General features: G+C 58.1%; 16 protein-coding genes. 10 read left to right on the forward strand and 6 right to left on the reverse strand.

The window, feature by feature from the left end:
- Positions 1-24: 24 nt before the first annotated feature.
- The 3 genes from KHO33_RS17920 to KHO33_RS17930 are packed head-to-tail and all read right to left on the reverse strand — an operon-like array spanning position 25 to position 3,042.
- On the reverse strand, positions 25-261 hold the full coding sequence (locus KHO33_RS17920) for a DUF2783 domain-containing protein (protein ID WP_200565416.1): 237 nt from the start codon (positions 259-261) through the stop codon (positions 25-27).
- A 50-nt stretch (positions 262-311) separates the two neighbouring features.
- Positions 312-2,024, reverse strand: a complete 1,713-nt coding sequence (locus KHO33_RS17925) for an FAD-dependent oxidoreductase (RefSeq protein WP_200565417.1) — start codon at positions 2,022-2,024, stop codon at positions 312-314.
- A 58-nt stretch (positions 2,025-2,082) separates the two neighbouring features.
- Positions 2,083-3,042: an MBL fold metallo-hydrolase gene (locus KHO33_RS17930; RefSeq protein ID WP_054035596.1), complete on the reverse strand. Its 960-nt coding sequence runs from the start codon at positions 3,040-3,042 to the stop codon at positions 2,083-2,085.
- A 284-nt stretch (positions 3,043-3,326) separates the two neighbouring features.
- Between KHO33_RS17930 and KHO33_RS17935 the strand changes: the two genes are divergently transcribed.
- The 3 genes from KHO33_RS17935 to KHO33_RS17945 all read left to right on the forward strand — a co-directional run bounded on the left by KHO33_RS17935 (position 3,327) and on the right by KHO33_RS17945 (position 6,300).
- Positions 3,327-4,184, forward strand: coding sequence for an IclR family transcriptional regulator (locus KHO33_RS17935; protein WP_200565418.1), 858 nt, complete (start codon positions 3,327-3,329; stop codon positions 4,182-4,184).
- Positions 4,181-5,047: an IclR family transcriptional regulator gene (locus KHO33_RS17940; protein WP_200565419.1), complete on the forward strand. Its 867-nt coding sequence runs from the start codon at positions 4,181-4,183 to the stop codon at positions 5,045-5,047. The genes KHO33_RS17935 and KHO33_RS17940 overlap by 4 nt, the downstream gene beginning before the upstream one ends.
- A 215-nt stretch (positions 5,048-5,262) precedes the next feature.
- Entirely contained in the window at positions 5,263-6,300 is a 1,038-nt protein-coding gene (locus KHO33_RS17945) for a MerR family transcriptional regulator (RefSeq protein ID WP_200565420.1), read from the forward strand.
- A gap of 49 nt (positions 6,301-6,349) precedes the next feature.
- Here KHO33_RS17945 and KHO33_RS17950 read toward each other — a convergent pair whose 3' ends face one another.
- The 3 genes from KHO33_RS17950 to KHO33_RS17960 form a co-directional block, all read right to left on the reverse strand.
- Positions 6,350-7,213 (reverse strand): MurR/RpiR family transcriptional regulator, encoded by an 864-nt coding sequence (locus tag KHO33_RS17950; RefSeq protein ID WP_093641958.1) that lies wholly within the window; start codon positions 7,211-7,213, stop codon positions 6,350-6,352.
- Positions 7,214-7,297: 84 nt separating this feature from the next.
- A complete protein-coding gene (locus KHO33_RS17955) occupies positions 7,298-8,380 on the reverse strand; it encodes an ABC transporter ATP-binding protein (RefSeq protein ID WP_200565421.1) in 1,083 nt (360 codons plus the stop codon).
- Between the two features lie 106 nt (positions 8,381-8,486).
- Positions 8,487-9,260, reverse strand: coding sequence for an SDR family oxidoreductase (locus KHO33_RS17960; protein ID WP_054035599.1), 774 nt, complete (start codon positions 9,258-9,260; stop codon positions 8,487-8,489).
- Positions 9,261-9,594: 334 nt separating this feature from the next.
- Between KHO33_RS17960 and KHO33_RS17965 the strand changes: the two genes are divergently transcribed.
- The 7 genes from KHO33_RS17965 to KHO33_RS17995 form a co-directional block, all read left to right on the forward strand.
- Positions 9,595-10,827: an ABC transporter substrate-binding protein gene (locus KHO33_RS17965; protein WP_054035600.1), complete on the forward strand. Its 1,233-nt coding sequence runs from the start codon at positions 9,595-9,597 to the stop codon at positions 10,825-10,827.
- A gap of 152 nt (positions 10,828-10,979) precedes the next feature.
- Positions 10,980-11,870: a carbohydrate ABC transporter permease gene (locus tag KHO33_RS17970; RefSeq protein WP_054035601.1), complete on the forward strand. Its 891-nt coding sequence runs from the start codon at positions 10,980-10,982 to the stop codon at positions 11,868-11,870.
- On the forward strand, positions 11,867-12,718 hold the full coding sequence (locus tag KHO33_RS17975; protein WP_097395558.1) for a carbohydrate ABC transporter permease: 852 nt from the start codon (positions 11,867-11,869) through the stop codon (positions 12,716-12,718). Before KHO33_RS17970 ends, KHO33_RS17975 begins: the two co-directional genes overlap by 4 nt.
- A 336-nt stretch (positions 12,719-13,054) precedes the next feature.
- Positions 13,055-14,074, forward strand: a complete 1,020-nt coding sequence (locus KHO33_RS17980; RefSeq protein ID WP_200565422.1) for a hypothetical protein — start codon at positions 13,055-13,057, stop codon at positions 14,072-14,074.
- Positions 14,071-14,664 (forward strand): restriction endonuclease, encoded by a 594-nt coding sequence (locus KHO33_RS17985; protein WP_200565423.1) that lies wholly within the window; start codon positions 14,071-14,073, stop codon positions 14,662-14,664. The genes KHO33_RS17980 and KHO33_RS17985 overlap by 4 nt, the downstream gene beginning before the upstream one ends.
- 252 nt (positions 14,665-14,916) lie before the next feature.
- Positions 14,917-16,560 carry a carbamoyltransferase C-terminal domain-containing protein gene (locus tag KHO33_RS17990; RefSeq protein ID WP_236074683.1) on the forward strand — a complete coding sequence of 548 codons (1,644 nt, stop codon included), beginning with the start codon at positions 14,917-14,919 and terminating at the stop codon, positions 16,558-16,560.
- A gap of 83 nt (positions 16,561-16,643) precedes the next feature.
- Positions 16,644-17,238, forward strand: a 595-nt coding sequence (locus KHO33_RS17995; protein WP_200565424.1) for a glycosyltransferase family 32 protein, incomplete at its 3' end; no start/stop codon positions are given.

Genomic DNA, 17,238 nt, shown 5'->3' on the forward strand with positions numbered 1-17,238 from the left:
GTTACCGCTTGTCGTGATTCGGGTTCAGGCAGCCAGCGAATGCGTCTGCGCACCTTGTCCCGAAGCATCGGTCACGCCTTCACGTGCGTGCTGCATTGCTTCGAGCAGCGTTGCGTGATCGCCGATATGGTTGGCGAGCAACAGGATCAGTTGCGCGTTGGCTGACTGACTTTGCGCATCGTCCAGATCGCGATGCATGTCGATCAATGCCTCGTAGAAATCGTCGGGGCGGGCGAGATTGGGTTGCGTGTTTAATGCCATCACTGTCTCCTGCTATTTTCTTTTGCCGATGTGCTGCGTTTGCCCTGCCTTCAGGCCGTGCCCTCAACGCACAACGCTCGCTTCAACGCGCCTCCAACAAAGCTCGCGTCGAGTTGCCGCCAGCGTGCGCAGACATGCTGGTCCGGCCGGATCAAATAGAACGTGCCGGGTTTGCCGTCGTAACGAGCGGCTACAAGACCGTCGACGTCGTGCACTACCTTCGCACCCGGAGCCGCAGCAACTCGCGCATCGTTGCCCGTCACCACGACGACGAGCTTCAGCGGAATCGGCCCGCTACGCAACGTATCCAGCGCAGCTTGCGTCGCCTGATCGATACCTTGCAAGCCGCAGAACAACACGCCCGTGAATTGCTGACCGAGTTGCTGTAACAGCCATGCCGGTTGCCCGGCGGCATGAACCGGCGCATCGACACACGATGCCCCCGGCACCATCAGACCTTCGAAGCCGTCACTGTCCGCCGTATTCAGCGGGGAATCTCGCAACACCGCCGGCACCGACAGGCGGCCGCTATTCGTCAACTGCCGTGCAAACGGGTGATGCCGCGCGAGCTTCAGCACAGCATCGCGAAACACCCGGCTAACCGGACTCTTCGGCGTAATGAAATCGGTCGAGCGGGTGGAGTTACGGATGTTTTCATCAGCGGCGAATTCGCGCTCGCTTGCATACGTATCGAGCAAGGCGTCGGAGGCGTTACCTTCGAGCACCATCGCCAGTTTCCATGCGAGGTTTTCCGCGTCCTGCACGCCGCTATTCGCGCCACGTGCGCCGAACGGCGACACGCCATGCGCGGAGTCGCCCGCGAACAACACGTTGCCGTGCCGGAAACGGTCCATGCGCAAACACGAAAACGTATAAACGCTGACCCATTCCAGTTCAAATTTCGCATCCTGTCCGAGCAACGCGCGCACGCGCGGGATCACACGTTCCGGTGTTTTCTCCAGCACTGGATCGGCGTCCCAGCCCAACTGGAAATCGATCCGCCACACGTTATCCGGCTGACGATGCAACAGCACCGATTGATTCGGATGGAACGGCGGATCGAACCAGAACCAGCGCTCGGTCGGAAACTCCGCTTCCATCTTCACGTCCGCGATCAGGAAGCGGTCTTTGAATGTGACGCCGTGGCTGTCGAGTCCCATCAGATTGCGCATCGGGCTGCGCGAGCCGTCGGCGGCCACCACATAGCGGCCGCGTAACGGGTACTGGCCATTGGGCGTATCGATCGTGAGCGTCACACTGGCTTCAGCAGTGCCAGCCGTGCCGTTCTGCTGCACGCCGACCACTTTGCTCTTCCAGCGGATCTCGAGATTCGGCATCTCCTGCGCGCGTTCGAGCAGAAAGCCTTCGACGTAGTACTGCTGCAGGTTGATGAACGCGGGCCGATTATGGCCCGCTTCCGGTTGCAGATTGAACGTGTACACCAGTTCATCTTTCAGGAACACCTTGCCGACATTCCAACTGATGCCCTTATCTACCATGCGCTGCCCGCAGCCGAGCCGGTCGAAAATATCGAGCGAGCGCTTCGAGAAGCAGATCGCCCGCGAACCGGTGGACAACGAACAATCGTCGTCCACCAATACGACCGGTACACCCTGTTGCGCGATATCGATCGCGGTAGCGAGGCCCACCGGCCCTGCGCCGACCACGATCACGGGATAGGCCGCCTGTTCCGCATCGCCCTGCCCGGCCTGCTCCCGGCACGGCTTATAGTCGAACGACAGCGTCTGGTAGTTGATGCTCATCTTTTGTCTCCGTCCTTCTCTGCTCTGCTTGACGCTTTCCGGCGTTTCTATGTTGTTATCAGGCTTGCAGCGCGTCCCACATTTCCTTATCGCGTTGCGCGGTCCAGATGCGCGGATGCGTGATGCCGCTCGCTTCGTCGAAGGCACGCGAGACGTCGAACGGCAGGCAGTGTTCGTAGATGAACACGTGGCCGAACTTCGGATCCATTGCCTTGCGCGTGTGCGCCATCGCGGCCTTCAGATCGAGCTTCTGTTCGACAGCTTCGCGGCCTTGCTGCAGCAGCGTGGTGACGAAGTCTTTCGTGTAATCGAGGCCCTTGTTGACGTCTTCCGGCGTGGTCAATGCAGGACCGCGGCCCGGCACCAGCTTTTCCGCCTTCAGCGCGCGCAGCGCTTCGAGCGTGGCAGGCCATTGTTCGAGTTGAGCGTCGCCGCAATAGCAGGCCGCGTCGTATTCGACCAGGTCGCCCGAGAACAGCACCTTCTGCGACGGCAGCCACACCACCGTATCGCCCTTCGTGTGCCCTGCGCCCAGATGCGCGATGCGCACTTCGAGCTTGCCGAGGAACAGCGTCATTTCTTTTTCGAACACAAGCGTCGGCCACGTCAGGCCCGGTACCGTTTCGACACCGGCGAAGAGACGCGGGAAGCGTTCGATTTCCGACTTCATGTCCTGCTCGCCGCGCTCGACGATCATCTCGTACGTGCCGCGGCTCGCGATCACCTGTTGCGCACCTTCTTCGAAATACGCCGACGCGCCGAGCACGCGCACTGCGTGGTAGTGCGACAGCACGACGTATTTGATCGGTTTATCGGTAACGCTGCGAATCTTCGCGATGAGGTCTTGCGCCATGGCCGGCGTGGCGGTGGTGTCGACGATCAGCACGCCGTCGTCGCCGATGATCACGCCCGAATTCGGATCGCCTTCAGCGGTGTACGCGTAAGCGTTCTCGGACAGCTTGGTCCACGTGACTTTCTTGACTTCCAGGTCGGCCTGGGATGCGAATGCCTTTGCCATGCTTGTCTCCCTCAAAAGTTGGACGTGAGGCGAGACGGCCGGCTGCGCGTTCGGATTTCAGAGGCGCGGGCTGACGGTATTGGGGGTTGTCTCGCCCCGTTTTGACTCTGTGACTGCACCGGTATGTCGGGGTGAATGCATCTTATGGCCGGGCCAGTTTATTTGTCAATAGCGAAATGTATCGCCATACGCAAATAACAGAGCGCCTAAGATAAGGACAGGAAGGCGCGGTTTTCGCGCGGGGCTTCGGCTAACATGGACCCTTTTTACGGACGAGCGCGGGTGTGAGCAAAGCAGCGAAATCGGCCGCCGGCAAAGGCGCGGGCGGCAGCGAGACAACGGACGGCGGCAAGACGCAGCGCGGGATTCAGAGCGTTGAAGTGGGCGGCCGCGTGTTGCTGGCGCTCGCGCAGGCACGCAGCCCGCTGGCTTTGTCCGATCTCGCCACCGCCGCGCAGATCGCGCCGGGGCAGGCGCATGCCTATCTGGTGAGCCTGAGCCGCTTAGGTCTGATCAAACGCGACGAGCTGTCCGGCCGTTATGAACCGGGTCCGCTTTCGTTGCGGCTGGGTTTGATGCATCTGGAGAACCAGCCGGCATTTCGCGCCGCCGTGCCGCGCGTCGCGGCTCTGGCTGAAGCGATCGGGTTCAGCGTCGCGATCTGTATTGCCGGGCCGCAAGGGCCGACCATCGTCCGCTATGAGCATGCGGGCTTTCCGTTACATGTGAATCTGCATGTGGGCACGGTGATGTCGCTGCCGGCGACATCGACGGGTCGCGTGTTTTGCGCTTATCTGCCGCGCGAGGCGTTGGCGGGGATGTGGGCGAATCAGTCGGGATCGCAGGATAGCGCGATGACGCCGCCTGATGAACGTGCTGCGTTCGAAGCAGCTTTGGATGCTATCCGTGCACACAGATTGGAATGCAGCGTCGATGCGCCGAGTCCGGGTATCAGCAGTTTGAGCGCGCCGGTGCTCGATGCGGACGGCCGCTTGTGCCTCGCGCTGACGGTGATCGGCTCGACCGGCGTGATCGACGTTGCCGCCGATGGTCCGACGGCTCGCGCGCTGCTTGCTGCGGCTCATGACATTAGCGCTGGACTTGCGGCAGCGCCTTCTTTGTTAGCTTCTTCAGCATCGTGACTGACTCTCTCGACCCTTCTTACGCTGCCTCCGGCGCTTCCGCCGCTTCTGCCGATGCGAAGCCGCAGCGCGGTATCCAGTCGCTCGATAGCACGGGCGAATTGCTCGGCGCGCTGGTTGCGGCTGCGCGGCCATTGAGCTTGCGCGATCTTGCGGCCGCTGCGGGCATGCCGCCGGCCAAAGCGTTTCCGCATCTGGTGAGTCTGCTCAAGATCGGTTTGCTGAACCGCGATGCTGCGGGTTGTTTTGAAGCCGGGCCTTTAGCGCTTGAGCTTGGGCTGATCGGCTTGCAGCGTTTGTCGCCGACGCGGGAAGCTGAGCCGGAAGTCGTCGAACTGGCGGTATCGACGGGAATGAGTGTCGCGATGGCAGTGCTTGGGCCGCTCGGGCCGACCGTCGTGCGACTGGAAGAGTCGACGCGGCCGCTGCATGTGAGCTTGCGGGTCGGCACGGTGATGTCGCTCGTGAATACGGCGATTGGGCGGGTGTTTGCTGCTTATGTCGCGGATGATGTGCGTGCTGGGTTGTTGGCGCAGGATCATTTGCGGTTGGCGGGGGCTGAGGCGGGGGAGATTTTTGCGGGGACGGCACCGTCACCGCAGCAGCTGACAAAAGCCTACGCGCAGCGGCTCGCGCAAATCCGCGCGGATGGTATCGATACCGCGTTGAGCAAGCCCGTGCCGGGTATCAATACATTGGCCGCGCCGGTGCTGGACCATACCGGCAGCATCTGTCTGGTGCTCGCGGTGATGGGACCGAGCGGCAGCTTCGATAGCGAGCTGACGGGCGGCCCGGCGCAGACTTTGCGCGCGGCGACGTTGAGATTGTCGCGGCGGTTTGGGTGGATGGCGGTGGCGTCGTGAAGCGTCGGCAATTCAAAGCTTGAGCGAGCCGAAGTCATCTCAACAAGACGACACGCCATCTCGTAATCGTTTTGCGAGAAAACAGGCCGTTTGTAATCGTTTTACGAGCGAAGTAATCGAAACGCTGAAAAAATGCCGCCCCGTAACTATTCGATTGACTCGGCCCCAAGGGCCAACTCCATGATGTGAGTGATCAGCAAACGAAGAGGTGACTCATGCGTTGTTCCACTCCATTTTTAAGTGCTTCCGAAGCGGCGAGACAGCTTGGCGTCTCGACCAAGGCCCTGCGACTCTATGAACAGCGAGGCTTGGTGACGCCGGCACGCACAGTTTCCGGGTATCGCACCTATGGTCCCGAGGAGATGAATCGTGCTGCGGAGATCGTGGCCCTGCGTGCGCTTGGCCTCAGCCTCGCTCAAGTGGCACAGGTGTTGAAAGGCGACCCTCAGAGTCTGGAACCCGCGTTGGCTGCCCACGAGGCGACGCTTGAAGCGGAAATTCGCCAGCTCGTGGATGCGATAGCCAAGGTCAGGGGACTCCGGTCCGATCTTGCCCGAGGTCAGGCGCCTGCGGACGGAGAGCTGGCACGCCTGCTCAACCCTTCCTCAGAATTCGCCACTGCCTTTGATCTTCCGTGGCCGTGGGGTGGCGAACGATTCGAACTTCGCGACATCCGGCCACTGAACTACATCATCGGTCCGTTGGGAAGCGGCAAGACACGGCTGGCGAAATGCCTGGCTGAGAACTTACCGAATGCCGCATTCCTAGGTCTTGAACGGCTGCAGGATGGAAATGCCGCGACCGTAGGCCGCCTTGAAGCGGACGCCGCGCTCAAATCGCGAGTGGATCAGACTCTGGCGTGGCTTATCGGAGAAGGTGCAGCAGAATCGGAAGCGTTAATCGCTCTACTCGTCGGCCTGGAATCTGAAGGGCCGGCTGCCCTTGTCGTTGACATGGTGGAGCAAGGGTTAGATCAGGCCACGCAGGAAGCATTGATCATCCATCTCCGTCAACGCGCCGAAGTGGGTGGACGTCCGCTGTTTCTGATGACGCGCTCTTCAGCGATCCTGGATCTGACTGCAATCGGCCCTAGCGAATCAATTATTCTGTGCCCCGCCAATCACAGCCCGCCCACTCTCGTCGCCGCCTATCCGGGAACACCGGGATATGAAGCCGTTGCGACCTGTTTAGCCTCGCCGGAGGTTCGAGCACGGACGGCGGGCATGATCGCCTGGCGTCCTCAAGCAGCGTAACTGTTCACGCGTTCGTCGCAGGGCTGAAGAAGCGGGCCATCCATCCTAATCAATCCCCCGCCGCTTCCGGCTCATGCGACGACAACCGCGCCTTCGCGTGCCGCATCTTTTCAAGTGTCTTGGGCCTTGCCTTCAACGCGACGCCGATCGCCAACGCATCCATGATGCACAGATGCACGAGCCGGGACACGCCTGGCGTATTCGGATCGATCGGACTCGGCACGCGCAGCAGCAGCGGAATATCGACCAGCCACGCTAACCGCGAGCCGACATTCGTCAGCGCAATCGTAGTAGCGCCACGCTCCTTGGCGATCTGAATGCTTTCATTCACCTCGACACTACGGCCCGAATGCGAAATCGCAAACGCCACGTCACCCGGTTCCATGAGCCCCGCATAAAGCCGCTGCAAATGACCATCGGTAAACGCAGTCGCCGCAATATCAAGCCGCAAAAATCTCAAAGCCGCATCTTGCGCAACAAGCCCCGAACCCGACCCAACACCAAAGAAGAAAACCCGCCCCGCGCTCGACAACGCCGCAATCGCACTCTCAACCACCGCCGGATCCAACGCGCTACACGCATGCGTGATCCCATCGACTGCTGCCTCACCCACCTTGTCCATCAACGTCTGCACGTCATCGTCACGCGCAACCGCCGTCGACGCATACGGCACCCCGCCCGCCACGCTTTGCGCCAATTGCATCTTGAAGTCGCGCAGACCATGCGCGCCGATCGCGCGGCAAAAGCGCGTGACGGAAGGCTCGGACACGTCCGCGCGCTGGGCGAGCTCGGTGATGCTCGCGCGCATCGCAAAGTCGACGTCGCTCAGCACCATCTCGGCAACCTTGCGCTCGGCGGGCCGCAGATTGGCCAGCGCGCCGCGGATGTGGGGAATCAAGTTCGGTGCGGACACCCGGTGTTCCTTAAGGGTTAATTGAATCCGCGTCGCGTCGCAGCTTCAGTCAGCTTGAATCAGCCTCAAGCGGCAACACGCGGTTCAGACCAGCCTGCGTCCACTCTCCGTATCGAACAGATGAATATGCTCGGCCGGCAGACGCAGCGTGACGCGCTGACCGGGCTCGACTTTCGAGCGCTGGCGAGTCGTCACGCACCACGTGTTGCCGCCTATTTTCCCGTACAAATGGGTCTCGGCGCCAGTCGGCTCGACCACTTCGACTTCCATCGTGGTGTCCGGCTTGTCAGCCATCGTTTCAATGTGTTCGGGACGCACGCCAAGCGTGATTTTTGCGCCGAGCACCGCCGAGGCCGGTGTGCCTTCCAGCACGATCTCGCCACCGTCCGTGAGTTTTAACGCGAAACCCTGCCCATCCGTGCGATTGACCAACACGCCTTCCGCAAAATTCATCGACGGCGAACCGAGGAAACTCGCGACGAACAGATTCGCCGGACGGTCGTACAAGTCGAGCGGACGGCCGACCTGCTCGATCCGCCCCGCGTTCATCACGACGATGCGGTCGGCCATGGTCATCGCTTCGATCTGATCGTGCGTGACGTAGATCACCGTATTCTTCAGACGCTGATGCAGCGCCTTGATTTCCGTGCGCATCTGCACGCGCAGTTTGGCGTCGAGATTTGACAGCGGTTCGTCGAACAGAAACAGCGACGGCTCGCGCACCACCGCGCGGCCCATTGCCACCCGCTGACGTTGACCACCCGACAACGCACGCGGCAAGCGATCCAGATAACTGCCAAGGTTCAGCATCTTCGCCGCAGCTTCGATCCGCGGCTTGAAACTCGCCGACGATTCCTTGCGAATTCGCGGCCCGAACGCGATGTTTTCGTAGACCGACAGATGCGGATAAAGCGCGTAGCTCTGGAACACCATCGAAATATTGCGCTGCTGCGGCGCGAGCGTATTCGCGCGCGTGCCGCCAATCATCAGATCACCGCCGCTGATTTCTTCAAGCCCGGCCACCATGCGCATCAGCGTGCTCTTGCCGCAACCCGACGGGCCGACCAGCACGACGAACTCGCCGTCGTCGATGTTGAGATCGATGCCGTGCACCACTTGCGTGTCGCCATAGCGTTTGAAGATGCCGCTTAGTTGCACTGCTGCCATGCTGTCCTCATCGTCGTGCTGTCATGCGAACGTGTTGCCTTGCTTCATCGAGCAAAGAACACGCCGCGCTATCGGGTCAAAGCAGTTCAAAGCGAATCCAATCCATTCAAAGCGATTCGAGCGTCAGCTCTTCCGCCATCAAACGGTTGCCGGCCATCAGTCCACCGTCGACCGGCAATGCGACGCCGGTAATCACGCGCGCCATCGGCGATGAAAGGAACAGCACCGCATCGGCGATGTCGTCCGGTGTCGCAAAGTCGCGCAGCGGGTACCACTTCTTCAGATCCTCGAAGACCTGCGGATTCTTGTCGACGCGCGCCTGCCACGCCTGCGTCTTCACCGTGCCCGGACAGACGATGTTTGCGCGAATGCCATAGCGGCCCAGTTCGATCGCCAGGGCTTTCGTGTAGCTGATGAGACCCGCTTTCGCCGCGCTATACGCCGGATGCCCGAGCGCGGCCATGCCGTTCACCGAGCCGATCAGCACCAGCACGCCCTTCTGCCGTTCGATCATCGACGCGCGCACCGCTTCCACCGAGTGATACGTGCCGTTCAGATTCAGATGGATGTCGCGCTGCCAACTGGCGGCATCCGTCGTGGCGAGCGTCAAACCTTTGGCGGCACCCGCGTTGGCGACCAGCACGTCCACCGGACCGCGCGTTTTCACCGCCTCGGCGACCGCTTGCTGCACTGCGGCAGCGTCACCCAGGTCGACCGCGATCGGCGTGACATGCGCGTCGCCGAGTTGCGCAACCAATCCGTGCAGCGCGACCGCGTCGACATCGAGCGCCAGCACCGTGTCGCCCTGCTCCACGAAACGCTTGCACAACACGCTGCCGATCCCACCGCAAGCGCCCGTCACTAACACCACACGATTCATGTCTGCCCTCGCCCATCAACCTCGTTGCAGAGCCGGTTTAGCGTGTAAATTTCCTACAAAACCGGCATCGAACAGTTGTCTAGTCATCCCGAAGATTGGGTATCCGTGACTTCGCGTTACGCAGAATACCCCTGCTTTACAGCATCTTATGCACAAAACTGGCTGAGAAAAAATATGGCAGACCCTACGTGACAAGCTATTTTGCGTCATGTAGGATTTTTTCAAACAATTTAACCCAAAGCGGCCGGCGACGGCAGCAGACCACCCCCACCATCATCGGATGGGACCGGAGCAAGCGCCAAAACGCTAACTCCGATCGACACAGGAGAGAGAAATGTCGTTGCATGCCCGTGCTTCCCTCGCGCTAGGCAAAGTTGCCGTGGCGCTCGCGTTTGCAGGTATCGCCGTCGCGGCTCACGCCGACACGGTTCGCGTGACGGTCGCGCATTACAGCGATGCGACCGCGCCGTACTTCGAAAAGATGGCCCGTAACTTCGAGAAGGCCAATCCCGGCACCACGATCAAGATCGAAGACGTGAACTGGGACACGCTGCAACAGAAACTGCAAACGGACATCTCTGGCGGCGCCAACGCCGACCTGGCGATTGTCGGCACGCGCTGGCTGCTCGACTTCGTGAAGGACGACGTCGCCGAACCGCTCGACGGCTACATGGACGCCAGCTTCAAGGGCCGCTTCATCGGCCCGTTCCTCGCACCGGGCGAAATCAACGGCAAGGTGTACGGCCTGCCGATCGCCGCGTCGGCACGCGCGCTCTACTACAACAAAGATCTGCTCGCGAAGGTCGGCTATCCCGACGGCCCGAAAACGTGGAATGACGTGATCGAAGCGTCGAAGAAACTGAAGGCGCAGGGCATTGCCGGCTTCGGTCTGCAAGGCAAGGAAATTGAAACCGACGTCTACTATTACTACGCCCTGTGGACCAACGGGGGCGACGTCGTCGGCAAGGACGGCAAGGCGGCGTTCAATTCGCCGGCCGGCATCAAGGCGGCCACGCTGTACAAGACGATGATCGACGACGGCCTGACGCAGCCTGGCGTGACCGGCTACAGCCGTGAAGACGTGCAGAACCTGTTCAAGCAGGGCCGTGTTGCGATGATGATCTCCGCACCGTTCCTCGCCAAACAGATCAAGAAGGAAGCGCCGAACCTGAAGTACGGCATCGATCCGATCCCGATGGGCACGACGCACGCCACGTATGCGGTGACCGACTCGATCGTGATGTTCAAGAACTCCAAGGTGAAGAAGTCGGCCTGGAAGTTCCTGGACTATCTGTTCACGAAGGAACCGCGCGTCGAGTTCACGACGACCGAAGGCTTCCTGCCGACCACCAAGGCTGAGGCGACCGATCCGGCGTTCAACGATCCGGATACCAAAGCTTTCGTCGCGCTGCTGCCGACGGCTCACTTCGCGCCGACTGTGACCGGTTGGGAAGACACCGCGAAGGCTGTGACCGATGCAATGCAATCGATCTACCTGGGCAAGGCGAAGCCGGCGGACGCGTTGAATGCAGCAGCGACGCAAGCGAACAAATCGCTCGGTAAGTAATCGCGTAGTCTCGTAGTGATTTGCTGAATACGGAACGCGCGCCGCCGTTGCGAAGGCGGCGCGCGTTCCGGTTGTCATGTCCGTAGTGCACTATCCGGCCCATCCCGTCGCGTCCGCTTTTTAATGTGAACGCGTCTTACGATCGAGCACGCATGAGCCGTTCCGCTTCTTCGCGCCTCCAGGCGCCCTGGTTGCTGATTGCGCCGAGTCTGGTGTTGGCGCTTTTCATCATCAGCTATCCGATTTTCAACATCGTGTGGCAATCGCTGCACGAGGTCTCGCGCTTCGGCGCGATCCGCGATTTCACCGGTCTGCAGAACTTCTATACGATTTTCACGGACCCCTCGTTTCTCGCTGCTGCCAAGCGGACGATTGTCTGGACCGTGTGCGTGGTGGGCGGCACGGTGCTGATTTCGGTGCCGGTTGCGCTGATACTGAATCAGGATTTCTATGGACGCGGCGTGGCGCGCACGATTGTGATGCTGCCGTGGTCCGTCTCGCTGACGATGACCGCCGTGGTGTGGCGCTGGGCCTTCAACGATGACTACGGCATGGTCAACGTCACGTTGCAGCGGCTTGGCTTGATCAACGGTCCGATACATTGGCTCGCGACGCCGGAGCTCGCGTTTCCGGTGGAGATCGCCGTCGGTATTCTCGTGTCGATTCCATTTACGGTGACGATTCTGCTGGGCGGGTTGTCGTCGGTGCCGGGAGACATTTACGAAGCGGCGCGGATGGATGGCGCCAGCGCGTGGCAGCAGTTTCGCAAGCTGACGATGCCGCTCTTGCGGCCGTTCATCAACATGACGATTCTGTTGAACGTGATCTACGTGTTCAATTCTTTCCCGATCATCTGGGTGATGACGCAAGGCGGGCCGGATAACGGCACGCATATTCTCGTTACGTATCTCTATGAGCTCGGGTTCCGGCTGGGACGTCCCGGCGAAGCCGCGGCGGTGTCGCTGATCATGCTCGTCATGCTGTTCGTTTTCTCGATCGCCTATCTGCGCCTGCAGCCGGCGAAAGAAGGAGAAACGTCATGAGTCTCAGCGTCAAGATGAAGCGCTCACTGTGGTGCTGGTTGGCACTTTCGCCGCTGATTGTGGCCGTGCTGTTTCCGTTTGCTGTGATGTTGTTTACTGCTTTGAAGCCGGCTACTGAGATTTTTGTTTATCCGGCGAGGTGGTTGCCGGTGCATTGGCAGTGGAGCAACTTTTCGGATATGTGGGTTGCGGCTAACTTCGGCGTGGCGCTGAGGAATAGTTGCGTGATCAGCTTTTTGTCGACTGCGTTGGCGTTGGCGGTGAGCTTGCCGGCGGCTTATGCGTTGGCCAGGTTTCCGTTTCGTGGGAAAGGGTTGTATTCGCAGTTTCTGCTGGTGACGCAGATGTTGTCGCCGATCTTGCTGGTTGTTGGGTTGTTCCGGCTCGCGGCGATGATTCCTTATGGGGATGGGAATCTGGTTGACTCCAAGATTGGTGTCATCGTTTCTTATGCTGCGTTCAATATCGCGTTTGCGGTTTGGATGTTGTCTTCTTACTTTCAGACGGTTCCGAGGGATCTGGAGGAGTCGGCCTGGTTGGAGGGGTGTGGGAGGACGAGGGCTGTTTTTAAGGTCTTCTTGCCGTTGGCTGTGCCGGCGATTGTTGTTACGGCGATCTTTACCTTCATTAATGCTTGGAATGAGTTTGCGGTGGTTTATACGTTGATTCGGTCACCGGAGAATAAGACTTTGACCGTGCAAGTTACGGATATGGTGGCTGGGAAGTATGTTGTTGAGTGGCATTTGGTGATGGCTGCTACTCTTTGTGCGACGTTGCCGGTTTCGATTGTGTTTGCTTGGTTGCAGAGGTTCTTGGTTAAGGGGTTGGCGTTGGGGGCGGTGAAGTAGGGATTAGGCGGGGGCGCAGCGGCGCTACCCCGCTGCTGTCGGTCGATCTAGGCGGTTCAAAGCCACCGCCATCATGCCAATAACTCGTCATATCCCCGAAGAGCTGCAATGTACTGGAACTGGCAGTGTCGCCATCGTCTTGGAATTCGCCGGACAACGCGAGTGCCCTAAAACGTCGGTTCGCCATCGACGATGAAGAACCGCACCCCTTAAGTTCTCTTGATTTCTGTCGATATTAATGTTGGTTCTCCCTGTCGAATCATAAGAGGCAATTGCTCCCCCATGAAGCGTGCGCTTTTTTTGATCTGCGCAACGTAAGCCTGCTAAGAGTAAGGTGTGAAGAAGATCATATACTTGTCGATGGCAATTCACCCCGAGGACGTGACGGTAGAAGTGATAAAGCGGCTTCGTGACGATGCCTTAGGTCATGTACGGTCACTGACACCAAAGATGCGCTTAGTGACTAAGGCTGACGATCCGCTCGCTGTCGAGGTTGATATCGACACGAACCCCAAAGATCGCTTCAGGTTTTACAACGCATACGCTGGAAAAGTAGACCAGCATCGCTACAGAATCAGAATTGGCGCGGGCCTGCTTTTGCAGTTTGACGTTTTTGCTCAGGCGATGGTTGCGGATGAAACGGTGCTCAAAGGTATGCGTAGCGCACGTTTCCTGACTGATGCCGCGCGAGCGCTTGGAAAAGCTAGGCTATTGCACGATTTCTTCTTCCACTTCATGGTAAGCGCTGTTTTTTGGCACGAGTTGGCGCATATTGTCCTCGGACACCTTGATTGGTTAGGTGCACAAGGCTCCGAGCAAGCTTTGTTTGAATTGCCAATGGCCGCATCGCACGAGGACGTGAGAGGCGCATCGCAATCACTCGAATATGATGCGGACAGACAGGCATCGAAATGGCTATTAGCTGTAGTAGACCTCGCGCTCTCCAACAATCCGTCATTGCGTTACGCCGAAGATGCAGACCGCTTTTACGATTTCGGATTTCTAATCGGCTTCATATTTCGCGCCCTTGATGCATTGGAATCTAAGATTCCCGACTGCAAACGCGTGCATCCCGACAACAACGTCCGAACGCTCGCCTCCCTTCACTACCTTGACACTTATTTCGATCAATATAGGTCTAGTCGGAAAGTTGAATATCGAATCGCCTGCCTAGAAGGAGCCAAGGCTGCACTTCAATCTGTGCTGCACGACCAAATACGCCTCCCTGACCAAGCTGAAATAATACTAAATTGTGCTCGCGCCGACATGACAATAGAAACACTCGGAGTTCGAGCTCATCAACTCAAGCTAGTCAATGACAAAACGACGTTCTCTGTAGGCAAGATATTAGAATGAGAACCCAACCAGCTCGCAAAAAAGGAGATGCTTTCTCCGATAGCGTGTATTCACGTGTTCTCGACATTGCAACAAAAGGCGGACTCGCCGTCCCAGCAAGTTATTGCAGGGTTTACCGTGAGAAGGGCTATCCCGCGAATATGCGCAAAGGGGACATCCACTTGGATGTCTCGATTGAGATTTGGGCTCCAAATGCGCCTCGCTGGTCTATGCTCTGGGCATTCGAGTGCAAAGACTACGCCCGCACCGTTCCGGTGACCGCACTTGAGACATTCTCTGCACACTTGAACCAGGTCGCTCCGTTTAATAGAAAGGGGATCATGGTTACAAAGAGCGCCTATTCTAGCGAGGCTCTTGAGTTCGCAAATAATTCTGGAATGGCGCTCGTCAGGATTCTTCCCGATGACCAAGTGGAGTTCGTCATGTTCAGAGGGACGCCCACAGGGAATGGGTACGGTCATAGCGCAGATTTCGCGGATGCTCTTGCCGACCCCGACTACACAGGATTGAATCAAAGCTTCTTTGCAAGTTACGGAGGAAGTTATTTCTCGGAATGGAAGACCCTTCTTTCAGGGATGGCGCATAGCTAGTCTTAAGTTCGACGGAGTACGCATAATGGCGGCCTCCAAGGTACAACGGCCGTTGGGGTAAGTATGACGGTCGACGAGCCCTCGGCCGAAGCGGTTTGCGGTCGCACGCGAATGATTACAGGCGCGCCAGCAGAACAGGCTCAAATTGTGGTACGGTGCTGTGCTGCGAAATAAAATCGTGTGTCGATTGCTATTTAATAGTTGACGGCATCATTAGTAATGTAAATTGCTGAATGACGGGGTTTCCTCCACGTGAAAATTCTCTCCTACAATCCAGGCCACGATGGCGCCATCGTACTTCTTCAAGATGGCCGCCTAATGACGTCTCTCGAAGCGGAGAAGGATTCGAACTATCGATATTCTTCACTTTCTATTCCTGATGTGTTGGATGCCATCGGTAACCTAGAAGAAATACCTGATGTCATTTGTGCCGGAGGTTGGTGGCCTCGAGATCACCACGAATACTTATATGGTTCAAAAACTAATGTCGGATATCGCGGTGTATCGAATAGCGATGTTATCGTAAGCCAACGGCGTTTTTTAGGAAGAGAAGTTAAATACTTTTCATCTTCTCACGAACGGGCACACGTACTTTGCGCTTTCGGTATGTCAGCTCTACCGAGAGGTACCCCATGCTATGCGCTGGTGTGGGAGGGCTCAATAGGTGCATTCTACGAGATCGATTCAGAGTTAAACATCACTTTACTTGCAGATGTTCTAGGTCAACCTGGAAATCGCTACGGCCTGCTCTACGGCTTAGCCGACCCGAGCTTCCCCAAGAATGGACCATATCCCCGCAACTCGGACGCGGGAAAGCTCATGGCATTAGCGTCATTTTCGAATCGAAGCACGCCCTCTGCTGAAGAGAAGAAACTGCTTAATTTTCTGTTGGATGGCCCGTTCCAGGAACTGAGCGCGTATGAGGGTCTTGAGCATGCGCCTCACTTCAATGTGGGATTGGACGATCAGGAGTTTCGCAACTTCTCGGGAATATATAGCAACGCGATCTTCGATATTTTTCATCAGTTCGCGAGGGCAAAGTTGAAGAAAAAACTACCGCTGGTCATCGCGGGTGGATGCGGCCTCAACTGCGACTGGAACACTAAATGGAAGGAGACTAACCTTTTTTCGGAGATATTCGTACCCCCGGTCGCCAACGATTCTGGATCCGCCATAGGCACGGCTATCGATGCTCAGTTCCGCTTTACGGGCAATCCGAAGATCGAATGGGATGTCTATGCCGGCTTGACTTTTCGCGCGGACGGCTCATTCGATACTGGAAAATATGACATTCACGATACGGACTGCGCGCAGATTGCCGACATGCTGGCGAGCGACCTTATCCTCGGATGGGTAAGCGGCAGATACGAAATCGGTCCGCGCGCACTTGGCAATAGGTCGATCCTCGCTGCTCCGTTCCGAGATAGCACACGAATACGACTGAACGAGATCAAGCAGCGCGAGCAGTTCCGTCCGATTGCCCCCGTATGCCTTCGAGATGATGCAGAAAATTGGTTTGGCTGCGATCACGAAAGTCCACATATGCTTTTCACGCACCGTGCAACGACAAATCTGCTGGCAGCCGTCACGCATGTGAACGGAACGGCGCGCATCCAGACCGTCACGTCTGCAACCAACAAGAGACTTTATGACCTACTTGTCGCATTTCAAGCACGCACCGGTTACGGAGTCTTGTGCAACACGTCTCTGAACTTTAACGGGAAAGGTTTCATCAACAACATAGTTGATCTCGATGCCTACGCCGTGGAGCGCGGACTGGACGGGTTCGTGATTGAAGGGCGGGCCTATCTTCTAAAGAATTCCCAACGGTATCAAGCATACAAAGGGACATCGGGTCATACAGCTGCGGCGGCACGTTCGCTTAGCAGCGGCTAGGGTGCATTTACGCCGCGCTTCACGCCCGGAAAAGGACACGTCGGTAGGATGCTCCAATCAGATCTATAGACCTCAGCAAGTACATGCACAATATGGATTCGTACCCAGTCGGCTTCGAGGATGACGATCGCCTGCGATCTGCCTTCATCCGAGACCTCACGCTGCAGCAGCTTGACCGCTTCACAACTTTCAGCATTGGCGGCCCAACCCAGTCCGCTCTCGTTCCCAAGACACTGATAAGGTACTGGCACGACCCGAATGACGTACCGGAAGATGTTCGCGCATGTCTCGACAGTTGGGACCGGCTTGGCGACGAGGGCTTCGAGTTCCGAATGTTTAACGACGTATCGGCGGCCGCGTACATTGCTGATCGGTACGGCGCGCAGGAGCGCGACGCATTCGCGCGCTGCCGACACCCGGCAATGCGCTGCGACTATTTGCGGATGTGCGTCTTGCTCGCGGAAGGCGGCCTCTATGTCGATGCGGACGACGTACTGCTTGGCGGGGGCTGGAAATACATCTTTCATGACGGCGCACTCAAGGTGCAGCCGCTATGCTACGACATCCCGCCCCGGCGGTCGGTCAAATTCCTCCGGGTATGGTCACTTCAAATTCCCCCACCTGACGACCCGTCGGCTGAGCCACTAAAGCCGCCGGGAGAGGTGTTGCAGGACGTCT

Origin of the sequence: Paraburkholderia nemoris, assembly GCF_905221015.1 — a bacterium.
Lineage (GTDB): Bacteria > Pseudomonadota > Gammaproteobacteria > Burkholderiales > Burkholderiaceae > Paraburkholderia > Paraburkholderia nemoris.

What these genes read in the sequence shown, in the direction of transcription:
- KHO33_RS17920 (WP_200565416.1), bottom strand. Translation starts at nt 261, where the DNA reads ATGGCATTAAACACGCAACCCAATCTCGCCCGCCCCGACGATTTCTAC.
- KHO33_RS17925 (WP_200565417.1), bottom strand. Translation starts at nt 2,024, where the DNA reads ATGAGCATCAACTACCAGACGCTGTCGTTCGACTATAAGCCGTGCCGG.
- KHO33_RS17930 (WP_054035596.1), bottom strand. Translation starts at nt 3,042, where the DNA reads ATGGCAAAGGCATTCGCATCCCAGGCCGACCTGGAAGTCAAGAAAGTC.
- KHO33_RS17945 (WP_200565420.1), top strand. Translation starts at nt 5,263, where the DNA reads ATGCGTTGTTCCACTCCATTTTTAAGTGCTTCCGAAGCGGCGAGACAG.
- KHO33_RS17955 (WP_200565421.1), bottom strand. Translation starts at nt 8,380, where the DNA reads ATGGCAGCAGTGCAACTAAGCGGCATCTTCAAACGCTATGGCGACACG.
- KHO33_RS17960 (WP_054035599.1), bottom strand. Translation starts at nt 9,260, where the DNA reads ATGAATCGTGTGGTGTTAGTGACGGGCGCTTGCGGTGGGATCGGCAGC.
- KHO33_RS17965 (WP_054035600.1), top strand. Translation starts at nt 9,595, where the DNA reads ATGTCGTTGCATGCCCGTGCTTCCCTCGCGCTAGGCAAAGTTGCCGTG.
- KHO33_RS17970 (WP_054035601.1), top strand. Translation starts at nt 10,980, where the DNA reads ATGAGCCGTTCCGCTTCTTCGCGCCTCCAGGCGCCCTGGTTGCTGATT.
- KHO33_RS17975 (WP_097395558.1), top strand. Translation starts at nt 11,867, where the DNA reads ATGAGTCTCAGCGTCAAGATGAAGCGCTCACTGTGGTGCTGGTTGGCA.
- KHO33_RS17985 (WP_200565423.1), top strand. Translation starts at nt 14,071, where the DNA reads ATGAGAACCCAACCAGCTCGCAAAAAAGGAGATGCTTTCTCCGATAGC.